General features: G+C 42.6%; 22 protein-coding genes, 1 tRNA gene, 1 other RNA gene and 4 pseudogenes. 13 read left to right on the top strand and 15 right to left on the bottom strand.

Features of this window, described 5'->3' with window-relative positions:
• Entirely contained in the window at positions 1–369 is a 369-nt protein-coding gene (locus PY04_RS03795; protein WP_014733850.1) for a ribonuclease III family protein, read from the top strand.
• Positions 370–395: 26 nt separating this feature from the next.
• On the opposite strand, the gene PY04_RS03790 is transcribed toward PY04_RS03795, so the two are convergent.
• Positions 396–686 (bottom strand): transcriptional regulator, encoded by a 291-nt coding sequence (locus PY04_RS03790; RefSeq protein WP_014733849.1) that lies wholly within the window; start codon positions 684–686, stop codon positions 396–398.
• 45 nt (positions 687–731) lie between these two features.
• Here PY04_RS03790 and PY04_RS03785 point away from each other — a divergent pair, with 45 nt between their 5' ends.
• Positions 732–1,868: a DUF763 domain-containing protein gene (locus tag PY04_RS03785; protein WP_014733848.1), complete on the top strand. Its 1,137-nt coding sequence runs from the start codon at positions 732–734 to the stop codon at positions 1,866–1,868.
• Here PY04_RS03785 and PY04_RS03780 read toward each other — a convergent pair.
• Positions 1,858–2,643, bottom strand: a complete 786-nt coding sequence (locus tag PY04_RS03780) for an extradiol dioxygenase (protein WP_014733847.1) — start codon at positions 2,641–2,643, stop codon at positions 1,858–1,860. The genes PY04_RS03785 and PY04_RS03780 overlap by 11 nt on opposite strands.
• A gap of 227 nt (positions 2,644–2,870) precedes the next feature.
• On the opposite strand from PY04_RS03780, the gene fbp reads away from it, so the two are divergent.
• Positions 2,871–3,998: a fructose-1,6-bisphosphate aldolase/phosphatase gene (gene fbp, locus PY04_RS03775; protein WP_014733846.1), complete on the top strand. Its 1,128-nt coding sequence runs from the start codon at positions 2,871–2,873 to the stop codon at positions 3,996–3,998.
• Here fbp and snatA read toward each other — a convergent pair whose 3' ends face one another.
• The 5 genes and pseudogenes from snatA to PY04_RS03755 form a co-directional block, all read right to left on the bottom strand.
• Positions 3,999–4,601 (bottom strand): neutral amino acid NAAT transporter SnatA, encoded by a 603-nt coding sequence (snatA, locus tag PY04_RS03770; RefSeq protein ID WP_014733845.1) that lies wholly within the window; start codon positions 4,599–4,601, stop codon positions 3,999–4,001.
• Between the two features lie 37 nt (positions 4,602–4,638).
• Positions 4,639–5,223, bottom strand: a complete 585-nt coding sequence (locus PY04_RS03765) for a hypothetical protein (RefSeq protein ID WP_148266005.1) — start codon at positions 5,221–5,223, stop codon at positions 4,639–4,641.
• A 127-nt stretch (positions 5,224–5,350) separates the two neighbouring features.
• Positions 5,351–5,785 (bottom strand): annotated as a pseudogene (locus PY04_RS03760) (FAD-dependent thymidylate synthase); the annotation flags it as partial.
• A gap of 213 nt (positions 5,786–5,998) precedes the next feature.
• Positions 5,999–6,079: pseudogene (locus PY04_RS09735) on the bottom strand (hypothetical protein); the annotation flags it as partial.
• 522 nt (positions 6,080–6,601) lie between these two features.
• Positions 6,602–6,952: pseudogene (locus PY04_RS03755) on the bottom strand (FAD-dependent thymidylate synthase); the annotation flags it as partial.
• 89 nt (positions 6,953–7,041) lie between these two features.
• Between PY04_RS03755 and PY04_RS03750 the strand changes: the two are divergent.
• The 5 genes from PY04_RS03750 to PY04_RS03735 all read left to right on the top strand — a co-directional run bounded on the left by PY04_RS03750 (position 7,042) and on the right by PY04_RS03735 (position 10,621).
• Positions 7,042–7,119: transfer RNA gene (locus PY04_RS03750), tRNA-Arg, on the top strand.
• Positions 7,120–7,352: 233 nt separating this feature from the next.
• Positions 7,353–8,669, top strand: coding sequence for a DUF4139 domain-containing protein (locus PY04_RS03745; RefSeq protein WP_237710142.1), 1,317 nt, complete (start codon positions 7,353–7,355; stop codon positions 8,667–8,669).
• Positions 8,670–8,743: 74 nt separating this feature from the next.
• Positions 8,744–8,799: C/D box small nucleolar RNA (locus PY04_RS09490), an RNA gene on the top strand.
• Positions 8,800–8,844: 45 nt separating this feature from the next.
• Complete coding sequence (locus tag PY04_RS03740) at positions 8,845–9,294, top strand: Tfx family DNA-binding protein (protein ID WP_014733842.1); 450 nt, start codon at positions 8,845–8,847, stop codon at positions 9,292–9,294.
• Positions 9,272–10,621: a sodium:proton antiporter gene (locus PY04_RS03735; protein WP_048055958.1), complete on the top strand. Its 1,350-nt coding sequence runs from the start codon at positions 9,272–9,274 to the stop codon at positions 10,619–10,621. Before PY04_RS03740 ends, PY04_RS03735 begins: the two co-directional genes overlap by 23 nt.
• Here the strand turns inward: PY04_RS03735 and PY04_RS03730 are convergent.
• The 3 genes from PY04_RS03730 to acdAII are packed head-to-tail and all read right to left on the bottom strand — an operon-like array spanning position 10,599 to position 14,530.
• Positions 10,599–11,213, bottom strand: coding sequence for an indolepyruvate oxidoreductase subunit beta (locus tag PY04_RS03730; RefSeq protein WP_014733840.1), 615 nt, complete (start codon positions 11,211–11,213; stop codon positions 10,599–10,601). The two genes, PY04_RS03735 and PY04_RS03730, sit on opposite strands and share 23 nt — an antisense overlap.
• Entirely contained in the window at positions 11,210–13,156 is a 1,947-nt protein-coding gene (iorA, locus tag PY04_RS03725) for an indolepyruvate ferredoxin oxidoreductase subunit alpha (RefSeq protein ID WP_014733839.1), read from the bottom strand. Before iorA ends, PY04_RS03730 begins: the two co-directional genes overlap by 4 nt.
• Entirely contained in the window at positions 13,157–14,530 is a 1,374-nt protein-coding gene (acdAII, locus tag PY04_RS03720; protein WP_014733838.1) for an acetate--CoA ligase I subunit alpha, read from the bottom strand.
• A gap of 169 nt (positions 14,531–14,699) precedes the next feature.
• On the opposite strand from acdAII, the gene PY04_RS09485 reads away from it, so the two are divergent.
• Together PY04_RS09485 and PY04_RS09645 are read left to right on the top strand one after the other, a co-directional pair.
• Positions 14,700–14,840 carry an energy-coupling factor ABC transporter permease gene (locus tag PY04_RS09485; RefSeq protein WP_371136987.1) on the top strand — a complete coding sequence of 47 codons (141 nt, stop codon included), beginning with the start codon at positions 14,700–14,702 and terminating at the stop codon, positions 14,838–14,840.
• A gap of 350 nt (positions 14,841–15,190) precedes the next feature.
• Complete coding sequence (locus tag PY04_RS09645) at positions 15,191–15,343, top strand: hypothetical protein (protein WP_167884978.1); 153 nt, start codon at positions 15,191–15,193, stop codon at positions 15,341–15,343.
• 187 nt (positions 15,344–15,530) lie between these two features.
• Here the strand turns inward: PY04_RS09645 and PY04_RS03705 are convergent.
• The 5 genes and pseudogenes from PY04_RS03705 to PY04_RS03685 all read right to left on the bottom strand — a co-directional run.
• Positions 15,531–15,677: pseudogene (locus PY04_RS03705) on the bottom strand (glutaredoxin); the annotation flags it as partial.
• A gap of 37 nt (positions 15,678–15,714) precedes the next feature.
• On the bottom strand, positions 15,715–16,044 hold the full coding sequence (locus PY04_RS03700; RefSeq protein ID WP_014733837.1) for a hypothetical protein: 330 nt from the start codon (positions 16,042–16,044) through the stop codon (positions 15,715–15,717).
• Positions 16,034–16,801, bottom strand: a complete 768-nt coding sequence (locus PY04_RS03695) for a ParA family protein (protein WP_014733836.1) — start codon at positions 16,799–16,801, stop codon at positions 16,034–16,036. Before PY04_RS03695 ends, PY04_RS03700 begins: the two co-directional genes overlap by 11 nt.
• A gap of 56 nt (positions 16,802–16,857) precedes the next feature.
• On the bottom strand, positions 16,858–18,099 hold the full coding sequence (gene ftsZ, locus PY04_RS03690; protein ID WP_014733835.1) for a cell division protein FtsZ: 1,242 nt from the start codon (positions 18,097–18,099) through the stop codon (positions 16,858–16,860).
• Between the two features lie 21 nt (positions 18,100–18,120).
• Positions 18,121–18,312, bottom strand: coding sequence for a ribbon-helix-helix domain-containing protein (locus PY04_RS03685; RefSeq protein ID WP_014733834.1), 192 nt, complete (start codon positions 18,310–18,312; stop codon positions 18,121–18,123).
• Positions 18,313–18,502: 190 nt separating this feature from the next.
• Between PY04_RS03685 and cgi121 the strand changes: the two genes are divergently transcribed.
• From cgi121 to PY04_RS03670, 3 genes are all read left to right on the top strand, one after another.
• Positions 18,503–18,937, top strand: coding sequence for a KEOPS complex subunit Cgi121 (gene cgi121 / locus PY04_RS03680; RefSeq protein ID WP_048055957.1), 435 nt, complete (start codon positions 18,503–18,505; stop codon positions 18,935–18,937).
• A 61-nt stretch (positions 18,938–18,998) separates the two neighbouring features.
• Positions 18,999–20,171 (top strand): aminotransferase class I/II-fold pyridoxal phosphate-dependent enzyme, encoded by a 1,173-nt coding sequence (locus PY04_RS03675; RefSeq protein ID WP_014733832.1) that lies wholly within the window; start codon positions 18,999–19,001, stop codon positions 20,169–20,171.
• A 12-nt stretch (positions 20,172–20,183) separates the two neighbouring features.
• Positions 20,184–20,447, top strand: coding sequence for a TMEM165/GDT1 family protein (locus PY04_RS03670; protein WP_014733831.1), 264 nt, complete (start codon positions 20,184–20,186; stop codon positions 20,445–20,447).
• Positions 20,448–20,451: the final 4 nt, after the last annotated feature.

The raw sequence follows: 20,451 nt of genomic DNA, 5'->3' as shown, positions 1-20,451 counted from the left end.
ATGGACAAGGGACTTGCAAAGTTTGGGGACTCCTTGATAAATTTTCTATATTCCCTTGCCCTTACGGAATTTTTAGGAAGACCAACTGGAGATAGGGTGCCAAATGCTTCACTTGCCATAGCCCTTGACATTGCAGGATTATCCAAGGGGCTTAGAAGAATGGACAAGCATGCAAAGGGAGACTATGCCGAGGCACTAATTGCAGAAGCATGGCTTAAGGGATTAATAACTGAGAGGGAAGCTGTTGAGATAATAAAGGAAAATCTCACCAATGACGTCCTTGACTTTTCTAAGAAGAAGGAAGCGATTGGAAGAGCATTAGCTCCCTTGCTGAAAATTGTTAGTGAAAGACTTGAATCACATTTCTGAAAGCTTCACGCACCAAGATGGAGAGATCAAGTTCTTTCAAGTTTAAACCTTGGCTCCTCTATCCACTCACTCTTGCATCTAGGACATCGGGAAGGAATGTTTATCTCCGGTCTAAAAACGAATCCGCACTTTCTGCACTGGGCAGGCTTTATAAGGAGAACCATCCCCTCTCTCTTTGCTATCCTTGCTATTACTTTAAGGTCGTTTAGAATCGCCTTTTTTGCCCCTTTTCCTCTCATATCAAGAATTCTCGCAAGTTCGCTTACACTATAGTCCCTCTCGAGCAAAAGCTCTATTATTTTCTCTCTTCTAGCCATAAGTTTCCCTCGATAATGGATTTAAATAATCGGGTTTAATACTTTATGATGAGAACAGGCGTTGCAGAGTTACCACTTCACACGGGCCATGTTCCCCATTGGCTTGCACTTAGGATGAAGAGATTAGCCGAGATAGTTCTTAAGATATTGATAGAAGAATACGGAACTAAAGGTGCCCTCGAGAGGATCTCGGACCCAATATGGTTTCAAGCGTTCAACAATTTAATTGGTATGGATTGGGACTCTTCAGGGAGTACCACAGTAACGACGGGAATATTAAAGGAAGTTCTAAACAAGCTCGACCTCGGAATAAGGGTTGCTGGGGGAAAAGGAGGAAAGAGTAGAAAAACTCCAGATGAGCTCAGGATGATAGCTAAGGAATTCGACATAGATCCGGAGGAATACATAAGGAAATCGAGGCTTGTTGCTAAAGTTGATTCGGTGGCCCTTCAAGCAGGATATCAGTTATACCATCACACATTCTTTGTTGACAAAGAGGGTAACTGGGCAGTTGTTCAGCAAGGTATGAATGAAAGGGAGAAGCTTGCTAGGAGATATCACTGGTTCAACGCCGATGAGCTGGTAGATCCACACAAGGGGATAGCCGGAGTTAAAAGAGATTTTGCCCTTAACACCGTGGATAAGGATTCGAAAGAAATTCAGAAGACTTTGATTGACCTCGCTCAAGAAGGGAAGAAGGTTGTAAGAGATCTAGAGACTATAAAGGCAATGACAAAGGGTTATATTGTATTCTACAAACCAAGGGATGTCGATGTGGTTAAAGTTGTGAGGAGATATGAGAGCCTCGGAAAAATTGAGTTGAACATTAGAGCACTAGAGTTTGTAAAAGAGATGGCTGTAGAGGACTATGAAAGCTTCCTCCTTATAAAAGGCCTCGGTCCAGGAACGTTAAGGGGTCTTGCTCTAGTTGCAGAGCTAATATACGACGTAAAGCCGAGTTGGAGAGATCCAGTTACGCACCCCATAGATCCATTCAAGTTCGCCTATGCGGTTGGTGGTAAAGACAGAATTCCCTTCAGAGTTGAGAAGGGAACCTACGATGATCTGATAGAGTTCCTAAGTAGACTCTCCGAAACTGGAAACAGGGAAATACTGAAGAGAGTAAAAAGAATTACCGAGAATTGGAGATTCCCAGAGGAGGAAAAAGTTCCTACCTTCTGAACAGGGCCGATGCCATTCCGTAGTATGTTGGACAGGCATATGAAACTAGGGAAGGCTCCATCTCAAATTCTTCTAAGACCCCTAAGGCCATAAGAAAGGACCAGTAACTGTCGGGCTTCGCTCTATCTATAAACTCATCTTCAAACTCTAAAAGTTCCCTAAGATCTCCTTTTTTAAGCATCTCTACAACTCTTCTATCGTACTCTTTAGATTCTTCAGCGTATCCATAGGGTCCATCTTCCCTATGAGCGTGGCCGTGGTCAGCACTTACTATTATAGCTACTTTTTCGTTCCATTTTTCAAGAAGAACTGCTAAGAATCTCCCAAACTCAATAAGCTTTTCCTTGGGAAGTTTAGCAGGGGTTATTAGAACAAGGTCCTTCTTTCTAAGGAAGTATAGGGGAATTATCTCCCCCCATGTTAGAGGAAACCTCGAATATCTCCCAGAGTACGTTGCGAAGTTTATATCGACAACTGGAAATCCTGTTCTAGCCCCGTGGAATATTTCAAGGGCAAGTCTCCTATTCGTTCTATACTCTTCTTCCACAGGAATTTTAACGTCATTAAAAGGAAGCCAAGGGATCAAATGTTCGGCCATTATTATTCCTATGTGCTCTCTTATTCTTACGTTATGAGGGGTTATCAAAACATAGGTATCGGCACCTTCCAGTTCCTGCCCAATTCTCTTCAGATTCTCATGTAATCTTCTGGTCTCATCATCTGGAGGGTAAACAGCCTCATTTCCATGAGGCATTATTGCCATTCCAACAAGCATTTTTACCACCATAAAATATTTGGGCACCCTAATTTAAGTGTATCTTGGGTAAAGAGGGTTTGTAAACTCAAAAACTTCACGAAAAATTATCAAGTTTTCTTTACAAATACAAAGAAAAACTCCTGGTGATTATTTATCATTTTCAGTGATAACCATTAAACAAGGCAAAATTTTTTAAGAAGATGTAAATTTAATGTTAAACGGATTTGTTCACTGGAGGTGATACCATGGCAGTAGGAGAGAAGATAACCATTAGCGTTATAAAAGCGGATGTCGGTGGCTGGCCAGGCCACTCCAGAGTCCACCCAGCCTTAATCGAGAAGGCTAAGGAGGTTCTTAGCGAAGCTCAAAAGGCAGGAACGCTTATAGACTTCTACGTAACGTATGCTGGAGATGACCTTCAGCTCATAATGACTCATAAGAAAGGAGTAGACAACTCAGAAATACACGGTCTTGCATGGGAAGCCTTTAAGAAGGCAACCGAAGTTGCCAAAGAGCTCGGCCTGTATGGAGCAGGCCAAGACCTACTCAAGGACGCATTCAGCGGAAACGTCAGGGGACTCGGTCCAAGCGTTGCGGAGATGGAAATAACTCTAAGAAAGAGTGAGCCAATAGTTACATTCCACCTCGACAAGACAGAGCCTGGAGCATTCAACCTGCCAATCTTCAGAATGTTCGCAGACCCATTCAACACTGCAGGACTCGTTATTGATCCAAAGATGCACATGGGATTCAGGTTTGAGATATGGGACATATTAGAGCACAAGAAGGTAATAATGAACTCACCGGAAGAAATGTACGACATCCTAGCCCTAATCGGAGCAAAGTCTAGGTACGTTATAAAGAGAGTCTATCCAAAAGAGGGCCACCCAATTCCAAAGGATGAGCCAGTTGCAGTTGTTTCAACAGAAAAGCTCTATGAAGTTGCAGGAGAATACGTGGGTAAGGACGATCCCGTGGCAATAGTTAGAGCCCAGAGTGGACTACCTGCATTGGGTGAAGTTCTGGAGCCCTTTGCATTCCCACACCTAGTGAGTGGATGGATGAGAGGCTCGCACAACGGACCACTAATGCCAGTTCCACTCAAGTACGCGACCCCAACAAGGTTTGACGGCCCACCAAGAGCTGTAGCCCTAGGATGGCAGATAAGCCCAGAAGGAAAGCTCATAGGTCCAGTTGACTTGTTCGATGACCCAGCATTCGAGTGGGCAAGACAAAAGGCCCTCGAGATCACTGATTACATGAGGAGACACGGGCCATTCGAGCCACACAGGCTACCTCTTGAGGAGATGGAGTACACTACACTACCAGGAGTTCTAGAGAAACTTAAGGATAGATTTGAGCCCATAGAGTGATCAAAAGTTAAATGCCCCTTTTATTCCATTTATTATCATCTGAACCGCCATTGAAGTTAATATCAGTCCCATCATCCTCGTTGTTACCTTTATCCCAACCCTGCCCATCTTTTCTATTATCTTGTTTCCAGATGAAAGGATAAGATAAACACTCACACTTATTGCAAATATCGTGAGGATCACAAGCCCCGGGTTCTCCTTGGTCATGTACAACATAACGGTAGTTATAGCCCCAGGACCAGATATCAAGGGAATCGCCAGAGGGATAACAGCAACCTCCTCTAATGTGACATCCTCTTCATCTATCTTCACAGATGACAACCTTCCAGAAAGCATCTCCATTCCCATTCTAAAAAGAAGAATACCCCCAGCTATAGCGAAAGCATCAACGCTAGAACCAAAGAACCTAAAAATCCACTGCCCGACAAGAGCAAATACAACAAGAGTCACCAGAACAGTTATTGACACTTTTCTTGCAACCTCATGCCTTTTATATAGGGGTAAGTGGCTTACAACACCCATAAAAACAGGAACAGCCCCAATGGGGTTAGTTATTGCAAAAAGACCAGCGTACATTAGCAGGAAAGACTTCAAAGCTTCCATGAACCGAGGAATATTTTATGAATATAAAAAGATTTCGCTAGACTCTCCAAGCCTTGAAAACTGCCCATGAGAGTATCTTGTCATTTCTAAGAAATTTTACGCTTCCATTCTCTATAAACATCCTAACATACTTACCAGAAGGGCTTATTCCAGACACATAGAATTCTCCGGGTATTTGTGAGAGAATCTTTATCAAATATATGGGTCCCTTAAGGAGGCCCTCAAACACAACTTCCTTCCTGAGAAGGAGTGAATAAATCGAGAATGCAGAATCAAAGTTCGAGGAAAGAAAGAACTCAAGGGTAGATGCCGAAGATGAAAATTTAATAGGGTTTTTGGCTATCCTTGAGAGAATCGAAATTAGGGCATCCTCTGGGACAAAAGGCTTTGGAATCTGAAGAGAAAAGCTAATCAAATCCCCCTCTTCCAAAACAACATCCTCCCTACTGTAATCCTCCCCAACAACATCTATCCACTCAAAATTTAATGTAGAGGTGTTAAACTCACCAATAACCCTAACTTTATCTGCCTCAACTAACCTCTCCCACACATTAAGAATCTCCTCGAGAGGATCATGAAGTGAAACATCCGTTCCTTCACTCTTTTCAACTGATGTCTTCATGTTCATACCAATCCCAGAGAGTTTATGGAAAGAATTAAAATAAAAATCTTTCCCACAGAAATTAGTCAAAACGCAACAATTATCAAGATTGTCCAATTGAATATAACCGAAGAAGTAAAGGGAAAAACTAGGTAGAATTCTTATCAACTCCTTGAAGTAAAGATTCCCACTTCCTTTTAGTCCTCATGAAGCAGCCTGGTGGCATAAGCTCTCTTTCGGGGCAGTAGCCAAGTTGAATGCACCTAGGTCCAAGCTTAGCCCACTTAATTATTGGCCTCAACTCATCCCTCTTTGCAATTTCCTCCAACATCTTCCACGCAACCTCTCTAATTTCCCATTGAGCTCTTTCACAAAGCCTAAGACCAAAGAAGTGCTTCAGCTCCCGTAAGTTCATCGTAACAACAATTTTGCTTTTAACAGCTTGTGGGAGGATAAATCTTGAATCCTCCTTGGGTACCCCAGCCTTTACGGACTCTATGTAGAGTTCCCTCGCAGCCTTCATCACGTCGTACCACTTATAGGCCAAAGAAGGATCATCCAAAATACTCTCAGGTACAACGAACTCGTAATCCTGAAGTCTAGACATTACTCCCTCTTTTATAACTCTTACAATCTCTGGAAGCACGGCCGAAGCGGAAATTACATTCGACCTGTTGACAAGGAAGGGATCAAAATCCCTATAAATAATGCCAAGCAGCTCCCTTGCTTCTCTTCTTATTCTAACTCTCCAAACCTTCCCATCCTCAACCTCTATATCGGAGAAGCCAAGTGATGAGAGCATAAACCTAATATCTTCAAGAATCCCCTTTTTTGAACCTTCGAGCACCACTTCAACTTCACCCTTCTCCAAGTCCACCAAAACTCTTCCGGCTCCGTCCAAGTACCCCCTGAGAAAGTGGGGCCAAAGCTCCTTTGAAACACTCTCAGTAACCCTACTACTATTCCCATTGCCTAGCAACTTCCTCAGATCACTGATAACCTTCTCCCCCACCCATATCCTCGTATAAACTCCGTACCTCTCGCTCTTCAATCTCTCCCTTCCTAGCCTTTCAGATATTTCTTCAAGGAGCTCCTCCAAACCATCAGCCCTAATTATAAGAAATCCTCCAGAATCAACACTCCCCCTAGCCGCTATGAGGCCCAAAATGTAAGCCTTCTCAGGACTGTCTATGGATTCAAAAAACTCTTCTTTAACAACGCGAGAGTTATAAGTCCTGTGAGCCTTTTCCGGGCTTGCCCCATATTCCCTAAGTATTGAAAGAACTTCCTCAGGATGAAGATCCGCTATCCTAGCTATCTGCCACTCAGAAAGTCCCTCCTCAAGGTACCATCTAACTATCTCCTTTTCCTGGTTCACCGTGAGTTTGCATCCCTGGTGCCTCTTCCTACCCAAGGGGTTAGGAAGCTTGTACTCCTTAAGGTTCGCGGTTGAGACGAACTGGTACCTCTGACTCTGCTGAGTGTAGCTGGCTATCCTGTGCCTGACCAGTTGATGAGTACACACCCTAGAGCATCCTTCTATTGCAAACGTGAAGACTGCATGCTCTAATATGCTCTCATGGCCATATCCAAGTATCCTAGGGAGATGCATCTCAACGTCCTTACTGGTTATCCTCTCAAAAGCCTCTGTTTCCCACCCCTCCCAGTAACTTATCAGTGCTGCCCATGTAACTGTCTCAAGAGGTCTTGGAGTGTAGTTCACTAGTTTGACTTTGATTCCCTTTCCCACAGAACCCACCGAAGAAAGGGGGTTGAAAGGGGTTATTATTGTTTAGCGAAAGGTTTAAAAATGGATTCTAATGAATGATTGCTGGGCGTGGACCGGTAGCCTAGCCAGGATAGGGCGGCGGCCTCCTAAGCCGCAGGTCCGGGGTTCAAATCCCCGCCGGTCCGCCAGAAATTTTTTGTTCCTGAAAAAGTGTATGTTTATGATTTTCTTAAAACCAGGGTTTTATAAAAACACTCCATAAAGGGGGAACTACGCATTGAAGAACTTAATTTTCACCTCCACTACAATCAAACCCTGACAATAATTTCTTCCCAAGTTTTTGAAAGTGAAAATAACATGGCTCTACAATTTTTAGTATTTCACCCAAAAGGTATAAGGATAAGAGCGTCAATTATTCTTGGTGAATAAATTGAAAAAGAAGATTCTTAGTGGGATTTTTATAGCCCTTTTTCTTATTGCAGCAGTTGTTGTTCACCAGACAAGGGCAACTGGAGAGGGAGGAGTGCTTGTACTGTACGATTCTGCACGCATTGGCGTTGTTGAGAAGAGCATAACCCTGAACCTTAAGAAGGGATTTAACGAAATTCCGTTGGAGGATATCAATGGGTTAAGGATTGAAGAAGTCACCCTTGAACCCATGAGCGACAAAGTTACGGTTCTCGGGATAATCTCACGCTCATATCCAAGTGAAGGAGCCCTTAAAGCGAACATTGGAGAAACTATAAGCGTAAAGCTGAAGAACGGTGAAACGATAACTGGAAAGTTTCTTGGATATAAAGATGGGAGAATAGCAGTTCAAGGAGAGTCATACTATCTCATTGAACCGGAAGAAGTCACTTATATCAAGCTCAACAATCTAGGGAGAGAAGGAAAGGCGGAGACGTATGCTGTAATAAAGGCAGATGAGGAAGGTGAGTATAAGTTCAGGTTGATCTACAGGGTTTCCTCAATAGGCTGGAGCTCGAGATACAAGTTATACTTAGCAGGCAACAACGCTGTCCTTTATGGTTACATCCTCATCGACAATCCTACCAATAAAACGTTTGAAGATTTCAAGCTCATGCTAGTTTCAGGGGATGTAAACTTTTACGCTCCTCCTCAGGCAGTTATTAAGCAGATTTACTCCTATGCAGAGAGAACAACCCCAGAGTTCCAGCAACCTCAAAAAATTGAGGCGTTTTATCTTTATGACATCGGTACAGCTACAATAAACGCCTTTGAGAAGGTTATGATTCCCTACGTAGCTCAAAAAACTTCTTTTGAAAGGGAATATCTATACGAAAGCTATCCTTACGCCAAGGCCAGTGACGTGTATGAAGTCATATCCTTCAAAACCGAAAAGGTTCTTCCGGCAGGAACCGTCGAGATTTACAAGGAGGTTAAAGGAGAGAGGATTCTAATTGGGGAGCAGAGGATTGAACACACAGCCAAAGGAGACACTTTAAGGCTCAAACTTGGAAAAGATGTTGATTTAAAGGGAAAAACTGAGATTCTAGAGCAGAGAAGAGAAGACAATTCTATTTACTACAAGGTGAGGATTACGATAGAGAACTTTGGAAACGAGACAAGAGATGTAATCATTAGACATTACAAGTGGAACGGAAAAATACTGAGCTCGAGTGAAAAACCTATTAAAGAAACAGCCCAGTATGTCGAGTTTAAGGTGTCCGTAAGGCCAGGAGAAGAGAAGACGGTGGTGTTTGAGTACAGGATCTGAGTCTTTACTCCTTTCCTTTTTTTATTCTTAACAATTAAGGGAAAAGGCTTTCAATGCGAAGGAGAAGGAGATGGTGCGATGATGAGGGGTGGCGTCCCTGAGAAGTGATGATGCCTGCGATGGCTGAGCAAAATATTTTAACCTCATTTATTCAGTTAAGCATCGGTGCTTAATCATGAGGACGTTCCTAACGGAGCAACAGATTAAGGTTCTAATGTTGAGGGCTAAGGGGCTGAAACAGAGCGAAATAGCTGAGATTCTTGGAACTAGCAGGGCAAATATAAGTATACTTGAGAAGAGGGCTCTTGAAAAAATAGAAAGGGCAAGAAACACGATTCTCCTCTGGGAGCAGATAAATTCGAAGGTTAAGGTTGAGGTAAGGGCTGGTGAGGACATATTTGCGATACCTGAAAAACTTTTTAAGGAAGCTGACAAAGTTGGGGTGAAGGTTCCGTACAGCACGGCTGAAATAATCGCCTTCCTTGTGGAACATGCCCCAGTTCAAGACAGACTTGCCAAGAGGGACTTCACGGTGTTCCTTGACTCCAAGAATAGGCTGAGAGTTAGCGAATGCATACTCGAAGATCTGGAAGTGGGGGAAGATGATAGAGCTAACGTTCGCTGAATCCTTATTTCTGATATTGTTTATAGGCGTGCTCTCCATGATAATAAGTAGAAGAACCGGAATCTCCTATATCCCGCTTTTCATATTGGCTGGAATTTTAATTGGGCCTGTTTTAAAGCTTATCCCGAGGGATTTGGCTCACAGCATATTTGACTTCGTTAGGGTTTTTGGGCTTGTTATAATACTGTTCACAGAGGGGCACAACCTTAGTTGGAAGATCCTTCAGAGAAACTTCAAAACCATAGCCGTTCTAGATACGGTAGGATTGTTGATAACTGCCATTATAGCAGGATTATTCTTTGAGCTTGTGTTCCATGCCCCGTTTCTTCTCGGGTTTCTATTTGGGGCAATAATAGGAGCCACAGACCCGGCAACGTTAATTCCGCTATTCAGGCAGTATAGGGTCAAGCAGGATATAGAGACAGTAATAGTTACAGAATCGATTTTCAACGACCCTTTGGGCATAGTTCTAACGTTGATAGCCATTGCAATGCTCATTCCCAATGCCAGTGGAGGCATATTCTCCAGCCTTTCAAGATCCATCGGCCTCTATGGTGGGGGAGTTGTGTACTTTTTGTATAATGTTGCAACGTCCATAGGTATCGGTCTTGCTCTAGGCACCATTGGTTACTGGTTTATTAAAAGGACTAAAATCTTTGATTTCCCCGAAATAGAGGCCTTCTCGCTATCACTAGCTTTTCTCGGCTTTTTTATTGGAGAGAGGCTTCAGGCCTCTGGGTATTTGGTTGCAACAGTTACGGGAATTATCCTTGGAAATTACAAAGTTTTGCTGAGGAAGAATGAGGACGTGAGGACACTAAAAAGGATTCAGAAGGCAATAGAAAAGGAAGTACATTTCAACGAAACGCTTGCCTCTCTCGCGACGATATTCATATTCGTTGTTCTTGGGGCTGAGCTGAATCTGGGAATAATAGCCAACAATCTCTCTAAGGGTATTTTAGTTGCCCTTGGTGTCATGCTGATAGCTAGGCCAATAGCCACGCTCCCGATAATAAAGTGGTGGACTCCTAGGGAATATTTATTCATAGCTCTTGAAGGACCCAGGGGCGTTGTTCCTTCCGCCCTTGCCTCCCTTCCGCTGAGCCTTGCGATGAAGTATAACAGCCAAGTGCTTACGGTGGAGTGGGGAGAAATAATAATGGCCGCTGTTGTTATTACCGTGCTAGTCTCGGTCATTGTTGAAACTCTCTGGCTACCTTTCCTCAAGGATAAACTAAACGTTGGTGAAACGGTGAAGGAGAGGGTTGAGAGAAGAGAAAGAGAGAAAAAGAAAAGGAAAAGATCTAAAGGCCAAGCATCTCCTTAGCAGCCTTAACTCCTAGGTCAAAGGCCTTCATATTAACTTCAACGGCTTTGGGAGGAACACTCAGCCTTATGACTTCTTTTACATGCTCAGGGGATAGTGGGAATCCTGGCGTCTGGGTAAGTGCTCCTATTAGAACTACATTCGTTGTTATGACATGACCGGCCTCAATAGCCAGCTTCTCAGCATCAAAAGCCAAAAACTTCCCCTGGAACTCTTCCTCGACGATTCTCTTTATTTCTTCCAAGCTGGGATACGTTGCTATTCCCATAGAAACTTGGACAGGGGGGATTGGTCTAGCATTAGTGAATACTAACCCTCCCTTCTTTAGGTAGTTTATATATCTCAAGGCCTCAACGGGCTCAAAGCTTAGAATTACATCTGCTTTTCCCTCTGGAACCATGGCACCGTAAACGTCCTCGCCAAAGCGAACGTAAGCTATTACCGAACCAAACCTCTGGCTCATTCCGTGAACCTCTCCAACCCTAACCTTATAACCGGCCTTAAGCGCAGCCCATCCAAGCAGGTTTGCGGCTGTGAGGATTCCCTGGCCACCAACTCCAGTAATGACTATATTGTACTCCTTTACCCTCATAGCTCTCCCTCCCTAACCTTCTCAAAGGCATCAAATGGACACACTTGAGCACATCCTCCGCATCCCCAACACATGAGTGGATCGACCTTTGCCTTCTTTTTCTCAGGATCCCAGTATATTGCTGGACACCCGTAAGCATTGATACATATCTTACATCCGGTACACTTGTCCTCATTAACTTGGTAGATTGGCCACTGTTTGCCTTCCCTTCTGAGTTGTCCTATCCTGTAAAGGGCACATGCTCTTCTCGCAACAACTACGCTCACTCCCTCAACTTCCAAGGCCTTCTTTATCGTCTCATATGTGGCCTTTATATCGTAGGGATCGACAACCGCAACGAAGTCAGCACCCATTGCTGCTGCCACTTCTTCTATTGGTATCCTCCTACCCTCCCCATGTGGCGTCTCGCCTGTTCCCGGATTTGGCTGGTCTCCCGTCATTGCCGTGACTAGGTTATCCATTACAACGATTAGGACGTTTGACCTGTTGTATATGGCATTAGCAAGGGCTGGAAGTCCCGTATGGAAGAATGTTGAGTCACCTATAGTCGCGACAATTATCTTCTTCTCCTTACCAGTCTTCCTTTGCTCCTCTGCCACAGAACCATTCAGAGCTATGCTAAGCCCATGAGCTACTCCAATTGAACCGCCCATTGCTATCGTAGTGTCGACGGTTTTAAGCGGTGGGAGGACTCCAAGGGTATAACAACCTATATCACTTGGGAATATTGCCCTGGGTGATGCGGCCTTTCTTATAGCGAAGAACGTATTCCTGTGTGGACATGCTGGACACAATGATGGGGGTCTAGGTGGAACTATTTCCTGAACCTTCTTGTACTTTTCATCAATCTCCTCAAAGTTTATCGGGAGTTCTAGGTTGAGGAACTTAGCTATTGCTTCAACGGCCCTTCTAGTTGTCATTTCGAATACCCTTGGAACGAGGTCTTTTCCGTGAATTGGAATCCTTATGTCGTTCTCGTATGCCCAGAGTTTGACCTGTTCTTCAACAACAGGTTCAAGCTCTTCAACTATCAGAACCTTCTCGAGACCCTCAAAGAACTTTTCAAGCAACCCATAGGGAACAGGGAATGGTGTTCCAAGCTTGAGTATCTTTACATCCTTGACTTCAAGCCAGGCCAAAGCCTCTTTGACGTAAGCATAGCTCAAACCTGGAGCAATTATCCCAACCTTTGCGTCCTCTTTACCTTCTATCCAGTTGAAGGGTGAGTTTTCAAACTCCTTCCTGTACTTCTCTATTGTCTCTAGGAGCCAGGCATGCTTTGGCCTCTGAAAAGCAGGAATATCAACGTATCTCTCGGGATTCTTCTTAAATTCTCCAAATTTCCTCTTACCTTGCTTTATCTCCTCCGGAAGTTCTCCAAGCACAACATCTCCTCTCATGTGGGAGCTCCTTGTAGTTGTCCTTAAAATAACCATCTGCCCATACTTTTCGCTAATTTCAAATCCATATTTCACCATATCTTTTGCTTCTTGGACACTTGAAGGCTCTAAAACTGGTATGTTTGCAAATTTTGCTATTGCCCTTGTATCTTGCTCGTTCTGACTACTCCACATGCTTGGATCGTCGGCAACCATTACTATAAGGCCACCATTAACTCCCATGTAGCTTACAGTCATGAAGCTGTCCATTGCAACATTTAATCCAACGTGCTTCATTGCCGTCATTGCCCTAAGCCCAGCCCATGAAGCACTTAAAGCGGTCTCAAACGCGACCTTCTCGTTGGTTGAATACTCCATATATACTCCGGCCCTTTTAGCGACAGCTGCCATTGTATCCGTAACCTCAGAACTTGGAGTGCCAGGGTATGCTGCAAACACCGCTATATTGCCTTCAAGGGCACCCCTAACTATGGCCTGGTTGCCCAGGAGAAGAACTTTCTCTCCTGGCTTGTCCCATAAAACTATATCCGTAACCTTAACCATTCATTCCACCTCCAACTTTCCAACATTTCTAGCCTGCTGTACAAGGGCATAAGCTGCAGAAGCAACATCCTCAGGCCTCTCATATGTTGGGATGCCATTCTTCTCCAGGAGCTCTTTGGCCTTCTCACTAACGTAGCCCGCCATAAACATTGCTAGAACTGGTTTCCCATTATTTACTTCCTTTACGGCCTTTATTATTCCCTCCGCATGCTCAGTTAGGGTCATCCCTGCGAATGTTGGGACAACACATATAGCTACCAATATATCCACGTTTGGATCCTGTAGAAGGAGCTTTGCTGTTCTATAATAATCCTCTCCCCTCGCGGAAGCTATCATGTCCACGGGGTTCTTAACTGCCGCCATTGGAGGTAAGAACGAGCGGAGCTCTTCAATTGTTTTCTCTTCAAGGTTAGCAAGCTTGAGACCTCTCCTATCCAGCTCATCAGCAGTTAGCACTCCTGGACCTCCCGCGTTTGTCATTATTGCAACTCTATTCCCCTTGGGTAGCGGTTGTGTAAAGGCCCTTGCCATGCTAAGCATTTCGTCTATCGTGTTAGCTACCAAAACTCCACTTTGCTTGAATGCCGCCTCATATATCTTCCAACTACCAGCGAGGGAACCTGTATGGCTTGAAGCGGCTCTTGCTCCGCTTTCACTCTTTCCAGCCTTTAGAGCTATCACGGGTTTCTTCTTTGTAACCTTCTTAGCAACTTCCATGAACTTCCTCCCGTTCTTTATTCCTTCGATGTAGAGGGCTATTGCCCTGTCCTCCTCGGTATCTGCCAGGTATTCCATGAGTTCAGCGAAGTCTAGGTCTGCCATGTTCCCAACGCTTATGAACTTTGAGAACCCTATGTCTTCTTTAATTGTTTTGTACACTATTCCAGCCCCAAGAGCACCGCTCTGGCTTATGAAGGCAACGCTTCCCTTCTTTGCTACCGTTATGAACGTCGCATTCAGGTTGGCATGGGTGTTCATTATACCCACACAGTTTGGTCCGATTATCCTCATTCCATATCTGTGGGCAATTTCAACGAGCTCCCTCTCTTCTCTCTTGCCCTCTTCTCCGGTTTCTCCAAATCCAGCAGTTATTATTACAACGCCCTTAACTCCCTTCTCACCGCATTGAATTAAGGTGTCCTTGACGAACTTCTTTGGGACAACTATAATTGCGAGATCGACCTCCCCTGGAATGTCCTTTACGCTCTTGTACGCTTTAACTCCCTGAACTTCGTTCTCCTTAACATTTACTGGATAAACTTTTCCACCCTTGTATTCCTTTAAATTCTTGAAAACTTCATATCCAAGCTTTTTTGGATCGTTAGAAGCTCCAATGACCGCTATTCCTTTAGGATTAAAGAAGTAGTCGAGCATTAGCCCCACCATTTTTATGCTTGTAAAACGACCTTATAAGGTTTCTTAGGCTTTGATGGACGTTGAAATGCACCGATGAGCAAACTTTTAGTTGGTAACATGTAGTTTAGAGAACGTTTTTATTTTATGTTACTCTTCTAAAAATTAATAACACGCAGGAGGGAACAGAATGCACATCCCAGATGGTTTGTTAAGTCCGCCTGTTATAGTTACAACATATGCAATCACGATTGCTGTCGTGGCTTATTCACTGAGAAAACTTAGAATGGAGCGAACATTCTTAACATGGGAATCGTTGGGGCATTCATAGGATCAAGGCAACAATGGAAAAAGTGGGACTTAAAGAGAACCCTATCTACAATGCTCCATTGAATTATGGTGAAAGATGGGGACAGGGAGTTGTTATGGGACTAGTTGGAATGGACTAGTTGGAATATTATTGGTGTTTGCCGTTAGCTATGGGATAGCAAAGATTGCCAAGGGTGCCTAAACATGTATATCCTTTTGATTTTTGTTTATTCCTTTGCAGTTGCAACGAGGAGAAGTTTTGAAGAACTTTTGTATTTACTCTCAGTATATATCCTTTCCTTTCTACTTTTCTAGCCTAAAAAGAATACATTCAAAATACTAGGTGGGTTACTTGGATTTGAAGGGCTAATAATGATAACTGCACTCTTTACTCCAGGAAAAACACTTATATCAACACCTCTCGGCGATATAACAAAAGAAGGAGTTCACAACTATTTCCTTCTACTAGGAAAAGCCTACTTATCCTCCTCAATGGCAGTTGTCCTGACCTCCTCCCCGCCCTGAAGGGCGAGGCTTGAAAAAAGAGAAGTCAATGCTTTCAAGAAACTTTCGTGAGTTTTCCAAAATAAGGAAAATCGATGAGAGCAGAACAATTGCCCCACTCATCATACTAACGCTAGGAGGGTTACTAATTTGATAGAAATAAGGAACCTTTATTTTTCTCATGGAGACGAAGAGGTGCTAAAAGGCATAATTTAAGTGCTATTGGACAATAAGGACATGTTGGAGAGGTTATAACCTCTATAAGAAGCTTCTTTTTGGGCTTAATTTCTATAAAACCTGCCCTTTTCATAAGCTCCAACATCTTTTTTCTTCGTATAAACTCCAGTTCATCCATCATTAGAAAATTCAAAAACAGGGAATTTAAAATAATATCACAGTTTAAGCCTTCCTAAGTACTCCCTTAAAAACTCCGGATCTTCTCTTTTAACAACCTCCATAAGCTCATCGAACTTTCTCTCTCCTAATGCCTTTCGAAGGTAGTAATATAAGTCCACAGCATCCTCAACAATGTTACTTTGTCTTCTGCCTTCCTCAGCGTACAGTTCTATGAGTTTTCTGTTCGTGTCTAGTGAAATGTAGAGAGTTTTCTGCTTTTTCTCCTTTTTTAAATCTTTTTCTTCCTTCTTTTTCTTTCCTGGCTTAGTTAAATCTCCTACAGAGCCCGAAAAAAGCTTTGGAATTTTTCTCTCATCATTCGACAATTGAGACCACCTCTTTCGCAAGCTTTTCAAAAGCCCTGCTTGCCCTACCATTGGGATCATACTCAAATATACTTTTGCCTTCGGCTTGAGCTTTCTCTATTGCAATGGCCTTCGGGATAGTTGGAAGTATCGGGGCATCCGGATAGAGCTCCTTAAGCTCCTTCAGCCTCATTTGGGGAACCTTTGTCTGCTTTGTGAACTTGTTTGGGACTATACCGAGAAGTCTTAAGCCGTCATTAGTTTCTTCCCTTATCATTGCCATTAGGTTGAACATTAGCTGCATCCCTATGACTCCAAAGTAACTCAGCTCCAGTGGAATTAAGACATAATCAGATGCTGTTAAAGAGTTAACAAGAAATATACCCATACTTGGGGGATTGTCTATTATTATGAAGTCATAGTCGGGGAATACGGGCTTTAATGCCTTTTCCAGCCTTCTCTCCCTATTGTAAGAGTTCAAGATTTCTATCTCCTTGGCAGAGAGTGTTAGATGACTAGGAATAAGATGAAGATTCTCCGAGAGCTCAACCGTTACCTCTTCAATTGAGCTCTCCTTTGTCATCAAAGTTCCAACGTTCTTGTTTTCATAGTTTACAACATCCATCCCAATCAATGAGAATGTTAGATTGAACTGAGGATCAATGTCGACGAGCAGAACCTTTTTTCCCATATTTGCAAGAGCTTTGCCAAGGTTTAGTGCGACGGTGGTTTTACCGACTCCCCCTTTCTGGTTGGCTATACTGATGACTACCCCCATTAGAGCCACCTAAATTGTTTGAAAAATATAAAAGTTAAAAATTTTTAGAGTTAAAATCAAAGCTCGTAAATTCCAAAATTCTTGAAGAACTTGTTATATTCTACTTTTTTCTCCTTACTATAGCTCCTACCCCTTGGATCTATCTTGCTGAAAATTTCATCAACCTTGCTGTCTACTGCAATAATGTCCCTAGGGGATACTATTGGGGATGAATCTGTAAGAGCATGGATCTCCCTGTTTCCAAGTATTTGAGGACTTTTAACCCCTGTCATTATGACCATTGCCCAAACCGTCTTACCCAGGTCAGGATCGACCATAACACCCCACTTTACTTCGCTCTTCTCTCCGAGCCTTTCATATACAATCTTCATTGCATCGGTTATCTCCTTTAAGCTAACGTCTGGTCCAATAGTAAAGTGAACCAAAGCCTTGTCTCCAGATCCAAATTCTACGTCAAGTAACTTATTGTTTAGAGCATCCATTACTGCATCTACAGCCCTATTGTTTGAATCACTTTCTCCAATTCCAATTAAAGCTGGCCCACCACCCTTCATTACACTGTAGATATCCGCATAATCAATGTTAACTGGAGCTGGAAGCTTTATTGTTTCGACAATTCCTTTTACCATTCTTGCTATTATTTCATCAGCAAATCTGAATGCAGTTTGAACTGGGAGGTTCGGAACTAAGTCAAGAAGCTTGTCATTCTGGATTATGATTACTGTGTCTGAATGTTCTAAAAGCATATCAATTCCTGCCTTAGCCTTCTCTATCCTGACTTTTCCTTCCATTGTAAACGGGAATGTGACAACACTAATAACTAACGGCTCCTGCAATCTAGCATTATTCCTTGCAGTTTCCTTAATAACCCTAGCAATAACTGGAGCGGCACCCGTACCAGTTCCATTACCCATCCCAGCAGTTATGAACACGAGATCATAATCCTTAACTATTTTAGCAATTTCATTTGCACTTGCTTCAGCCGCCCTATATCCTATCCTAGGATCTCCTCCTGACCCCTTACCCTGAGTAATTGATCTTCCTAAAAGCAACTTCTTATGCGCCTTAACTTGATGTAAATGCTGGGCATCTGTATTCATTGCTATAAGATCTGCCCCTTGGACTCCGAGATCATACAGCCTTGATATAGTATTACTTCCAGAACCTCCAACTCCAATAACTGCAATCTTTATAAGATCTTGAGGAACATCTAAAAGCTCAGACATCGAGGAATCTTCACCATTCCCCTCTAGGTCTAGGTTTATTCCTGCCTGTTCTAACAACTTCTTAAATACCATTTCTCCCCTCCTCCCCCATGTTTATCTAACAACATATTCAGGTACTTCCCCTTCTTGGAGTTCTTCTCTGTATAATTCCTTCTTAAGAAGCTCCCGAATAGCCACCCTTATGGCTTCACTCCTATTTGGAAAAACACCTCTCTTAACAAGAGCATCTAAACCATGTATCATACTTTGTGGCAACTGAACGCTGATTATTTTCATCTTTGCCATTTCTGCAACACCCTATGTGCAGGTTTCCTATTCTAAAGCTGCTCTTTAATTAGTTAAATATTTTTTGGCCTATCTTATTATTGTGATATTATGAAATTTTAAAAATTTTAAGTTTTTGCCCAATAATATCTAAAATCTTTTATAAACTAAAGCCCAATAACATTAAATAAGACTTAACAGACCTAAGATCATGCTAAAAGTCAAAACAACGGTTGGGGAGATTTGCATAACCAGCATAGAAATTGAGAAGAACATGAACATTGAAGATATCCTAACCCTATGCCCAGAAAACTGTCAAATATTATCAGCAAGATGCGTTGAAGAAGTAATATTCGCCACAATAATAGCAATAAAAGCATTTAAGCAGTCCAGAAATATAGCAAAAACAATTAGGGGGGAAATACTACTAAGACTGGCTGGTGAAAAGCAGATAAAAGATGCCATAAAATCCGTAGGGGCAAAGCCAGGAAATAACTATATAGTCATCTTCGATGAACTAGACCCTTGCAAAAAGCTGGCTGAAATGTTATCTAAATTAAACTTAAAAGAATCAAAATTATTTAGATGTAACCCCGAAGAAGCAAAAAAGTCTTTTGAAAAAGCCGCAATAACTGAAATCCTCTGAATTAGCACTTCTTAATAAATTTTATAAATTTTTCATTTAACCAGAAATCAGGTGGTTTGTTATGAAACAGAAAAGAAAATACTTCATAGCAACGAGAATGGGTCTCATCCAGAGATCTAAGATAAGGGAACTTTTTGAGAGAGCATCAAAAATGGAAAATGTAATCTCCCTTGGAATCGGAGAACCAGACTTTGATACGCCTAAAAACATAAAAGAAGCTGCAAAAAGAGCATTAGAAGAGGGATGGACACACTACACACCAAACGCGGGAATTTTAGAGCTCAGAGAGGCTGTTGTTGAATATTATAAAAAATTCTACGACGTTGACATAGATGTGGAAAATGTAATAATCACAGCAGGAGCATACGAGGCAACATACATTGCATTTGAGACCCTCTTGGAACAGGGGGATGAGGTTATAATCCCAGACCCAGCCTTTGTAAGCTATGTAGAGGATGCAAAGCTTGCAGAGGCAAAACCAATAAGGCTCCCCCTAAGAGAAGAGAACGACTTCATGCCAGACCCCGACGAGATTCTAGAACTAGTCACTAAGAGGACTAGAATGATAGTCATAAACTATCCAAACAATCCCACAGGAGCAGTTTTAGATAAAGACATAGCAAAAGCAATTGCAGATATTGCGGAAGATTACAACATCTACATACTAAGTGATGAACCATATGAGCACTTCCTCTATGAAGGAGCAAAACACTACCCAATGTTAAAGTTCGCCCCCGAAAACACAATTCTGGTGAACTCATTCTCAAAGACATTCGCCATGACAGGATGGAGGTTGGGCTTCGCAATAGCCCCATCTCAAATAATAAAGGACATGATAAAGCTACATGCCTATGTTATAGGAAACGTAACCTCCTTTGTCCAAATTGCTGGAATTGAAGCCCTAAAAAGCGAAGAAAGCTGGAAAGCTGTAGAAGAAATGAGAAAAGAATATGCAGAAAGGAGAAAGCTCGTTGTAGAAAGACTGAAGAAAATGCCCCACATAAAAGTCAGAGAACCAAAAGGAGCTTTCTACATATTCCCCAACATAAGCGAAACCGAAATGAGTAGTGAAGAATTCAGCGAATGGCTACTCGAAAAAGCCAGAGTAGTTGTTATTCCAGGAACGGCTTTTGGAAAGAATGGAGAGGGATACATAAGAATCAGCTATGCAACAAGCAGGGAAAAGCTTAACGAGGCCATGGATAGAATGGAAAAAGTCCTAAGCGAGCTCTGAGGAGGGCGATTAATGAGGGAAATTCTTCAGATTTTTATAGCTATTTTTTTGGCCGAACTTGGAGATAAAACTCAACTCGCTACGATAGCCTTCGCATCGAAATATGGCTGGTTTAAAGCTTTTGTGGGAGCGATATTAGGGCTTGCCGTTGTTAACCTGATAGGGGCACTCATAGGGGAGAAAATTAAGGACACCCTCCCGGTTGATGTAATCCACAAGCTAGCCGGAATCCTGTTCATTACATTTGGTGTTCTAATGCTTTTGGGAAAGCTGTGAGGTG

Source organism: Pyrococcus sp. ST04 (assembly GCF_000263735.1).
Lineage (GTDB): Archaea > Methanobacteriota_B > Thermococci > Thermococcales > Thermococcaceae > Pyrococcus.
The sequence above is the reverse complement of the archived record's forward strand: the minus strand, read 5'-3'. Positions and strand labels throughout refer to the sequence as shown.

Excerpts from the sequence above, each read along its gene's own strand:
- PY04_RS03795 (WP_014733850.1), top strand. The coding sequence starts at position 1 with ATGGACAAGGGACTTGCAAAGTTTGGGGACTCCTTGATAAATTTTCTA.
- PY04_RS03790 (WP_014733849.1), bottom strand. The coding sequence starts at position 686 with ATGGCTAGAAGAGAGAAAATAATAGAGCTTTTGCTCGAGAGGGACTAT.
- PY04_RS03785 (WP_014733848.1), top strand. The coding sequence starts at position 732 with ATGATGAGAACAGGCGTTGCAGAGTTACCACTTCACACGGGCCATGTT.
- PY04_RS03780 (WP_014733847.1), bottom strand. The coding sequence starts at position 2,643 with ATGCTTGTTGGAATGGCAATAATGCCTCATGGAAATGAGGCTGTTTAC.
- fbp (WP_014733846.1), top strand. The coding sequence starts at position 2,871 with ATGGCAGTAGGAGAGAAGATAACCATTAGCGTTATAAAAGCGGATGTC.
- snatA (WP_014733845.1), bottom strand. The coding sequence starts at position 4,601 with ATGGAAGCTTTGAAGTCTTTCCTGCTAATGTACGCTGGTCTTTTTGCA.
- PY04_RS03765 (WP_148266005.1), bottom strand. The coding sequence starts at position 5,223 with ATGAAGACATCAGTTGAAAAGAGTGAAGGAACGGATGTTTCACTTCAT.
- PY04_RS03740 (WP_014733842.1), top strand. The coding sequence starts at position 8,845 with ATGAGGACGTTCCTAACGGAGCAACAGATTAAGGTTCTAATGTTGAGG.
- PY04_RS03735 (WP_048055958.1), top strand. The coding sequence starts at position 9,272 with ATGATAGAGCTAACGTTCGCTGAATCCTTATTTCTGATATTGTTTATA.
- PY04_RS03730 (WP_014733840.1), bottom strand. The coding sequence starts at position 11,213 with ATGAGGGTAAAGGAGTACAATATAGTCATTACTGGAGTTGGTGGCCAG.
- iorA (WP_014733839.1), bottom strand. The coding sequence starts at position 13,156 with ATGGTTAAGGTTACGGATATAGTTTTATGGGACAAGCCAGGAGAGAAA.
- acdAII (WP_014733838.1), bottom strand. The coding sequence starts at position 14,530 with ATGCTCGACTACTTCTTTAATCCTAAAGGAATAGCGGTCATTGGAGCT.
- PY04_RS09485 (WP_371136987.1), top strand. The coding sequence starts at position 14,700 with ATGCACATCCCAGATGGTTTGTTAAGTCCGCCTGTTATAGTTACAACA.
- PY04_RS09645 (WP_167884978.1), top strand. The coding sequence starts at position 15,191 with ATGATAACTGCACTCTTTACTCCAGGAAAAACACTTATATCAACACCT.
- PY04_RS03695 (WP_014733836.1), bottom strand. The coding sequence starts at position 16,801 with ATGGGGGTAGTCATCAGTATAGCCAACCAGAAAGGGGGAGTCGGTAAA.
- ftsZ (WP_014733835.1), bottom strand. The coding sequence starts at position 18,099 with ATGGTATTTAAGAAGTTGTTAGAACAGGCAGGAATAAACCTAGACCTA.
- PY04_RS03685 (WP_014733834.1), bottom strand. The coding sequence starts at position 18,312 with ATGGCAAAGATGAAAATAATCAGCGTTCAGTTGCCACAAAGTATGATA.
- cgi121 (WP_048055957.1), top strand. The coding sequence starts at position 18,503 with ATGCTAAAAGTCAAAACAACGGTTGGGGAGATTTGCATAACCAGCATA.
- PY04_RS03675 (WP_014733832.1), top strand. The coding sequence starts at position 18,999 with ATGAAACAGAAAAGAAAATACTTCATAGCAACGAGAATGGGTCTCATC.
- PY04_RS03670 (WP_014733831.1), top strand. The coding sequence starts at position 20,184 with ATGAGGGAAATTCTTCAGATTTTTATAGCTATTTTTTTGGCCGAACTT.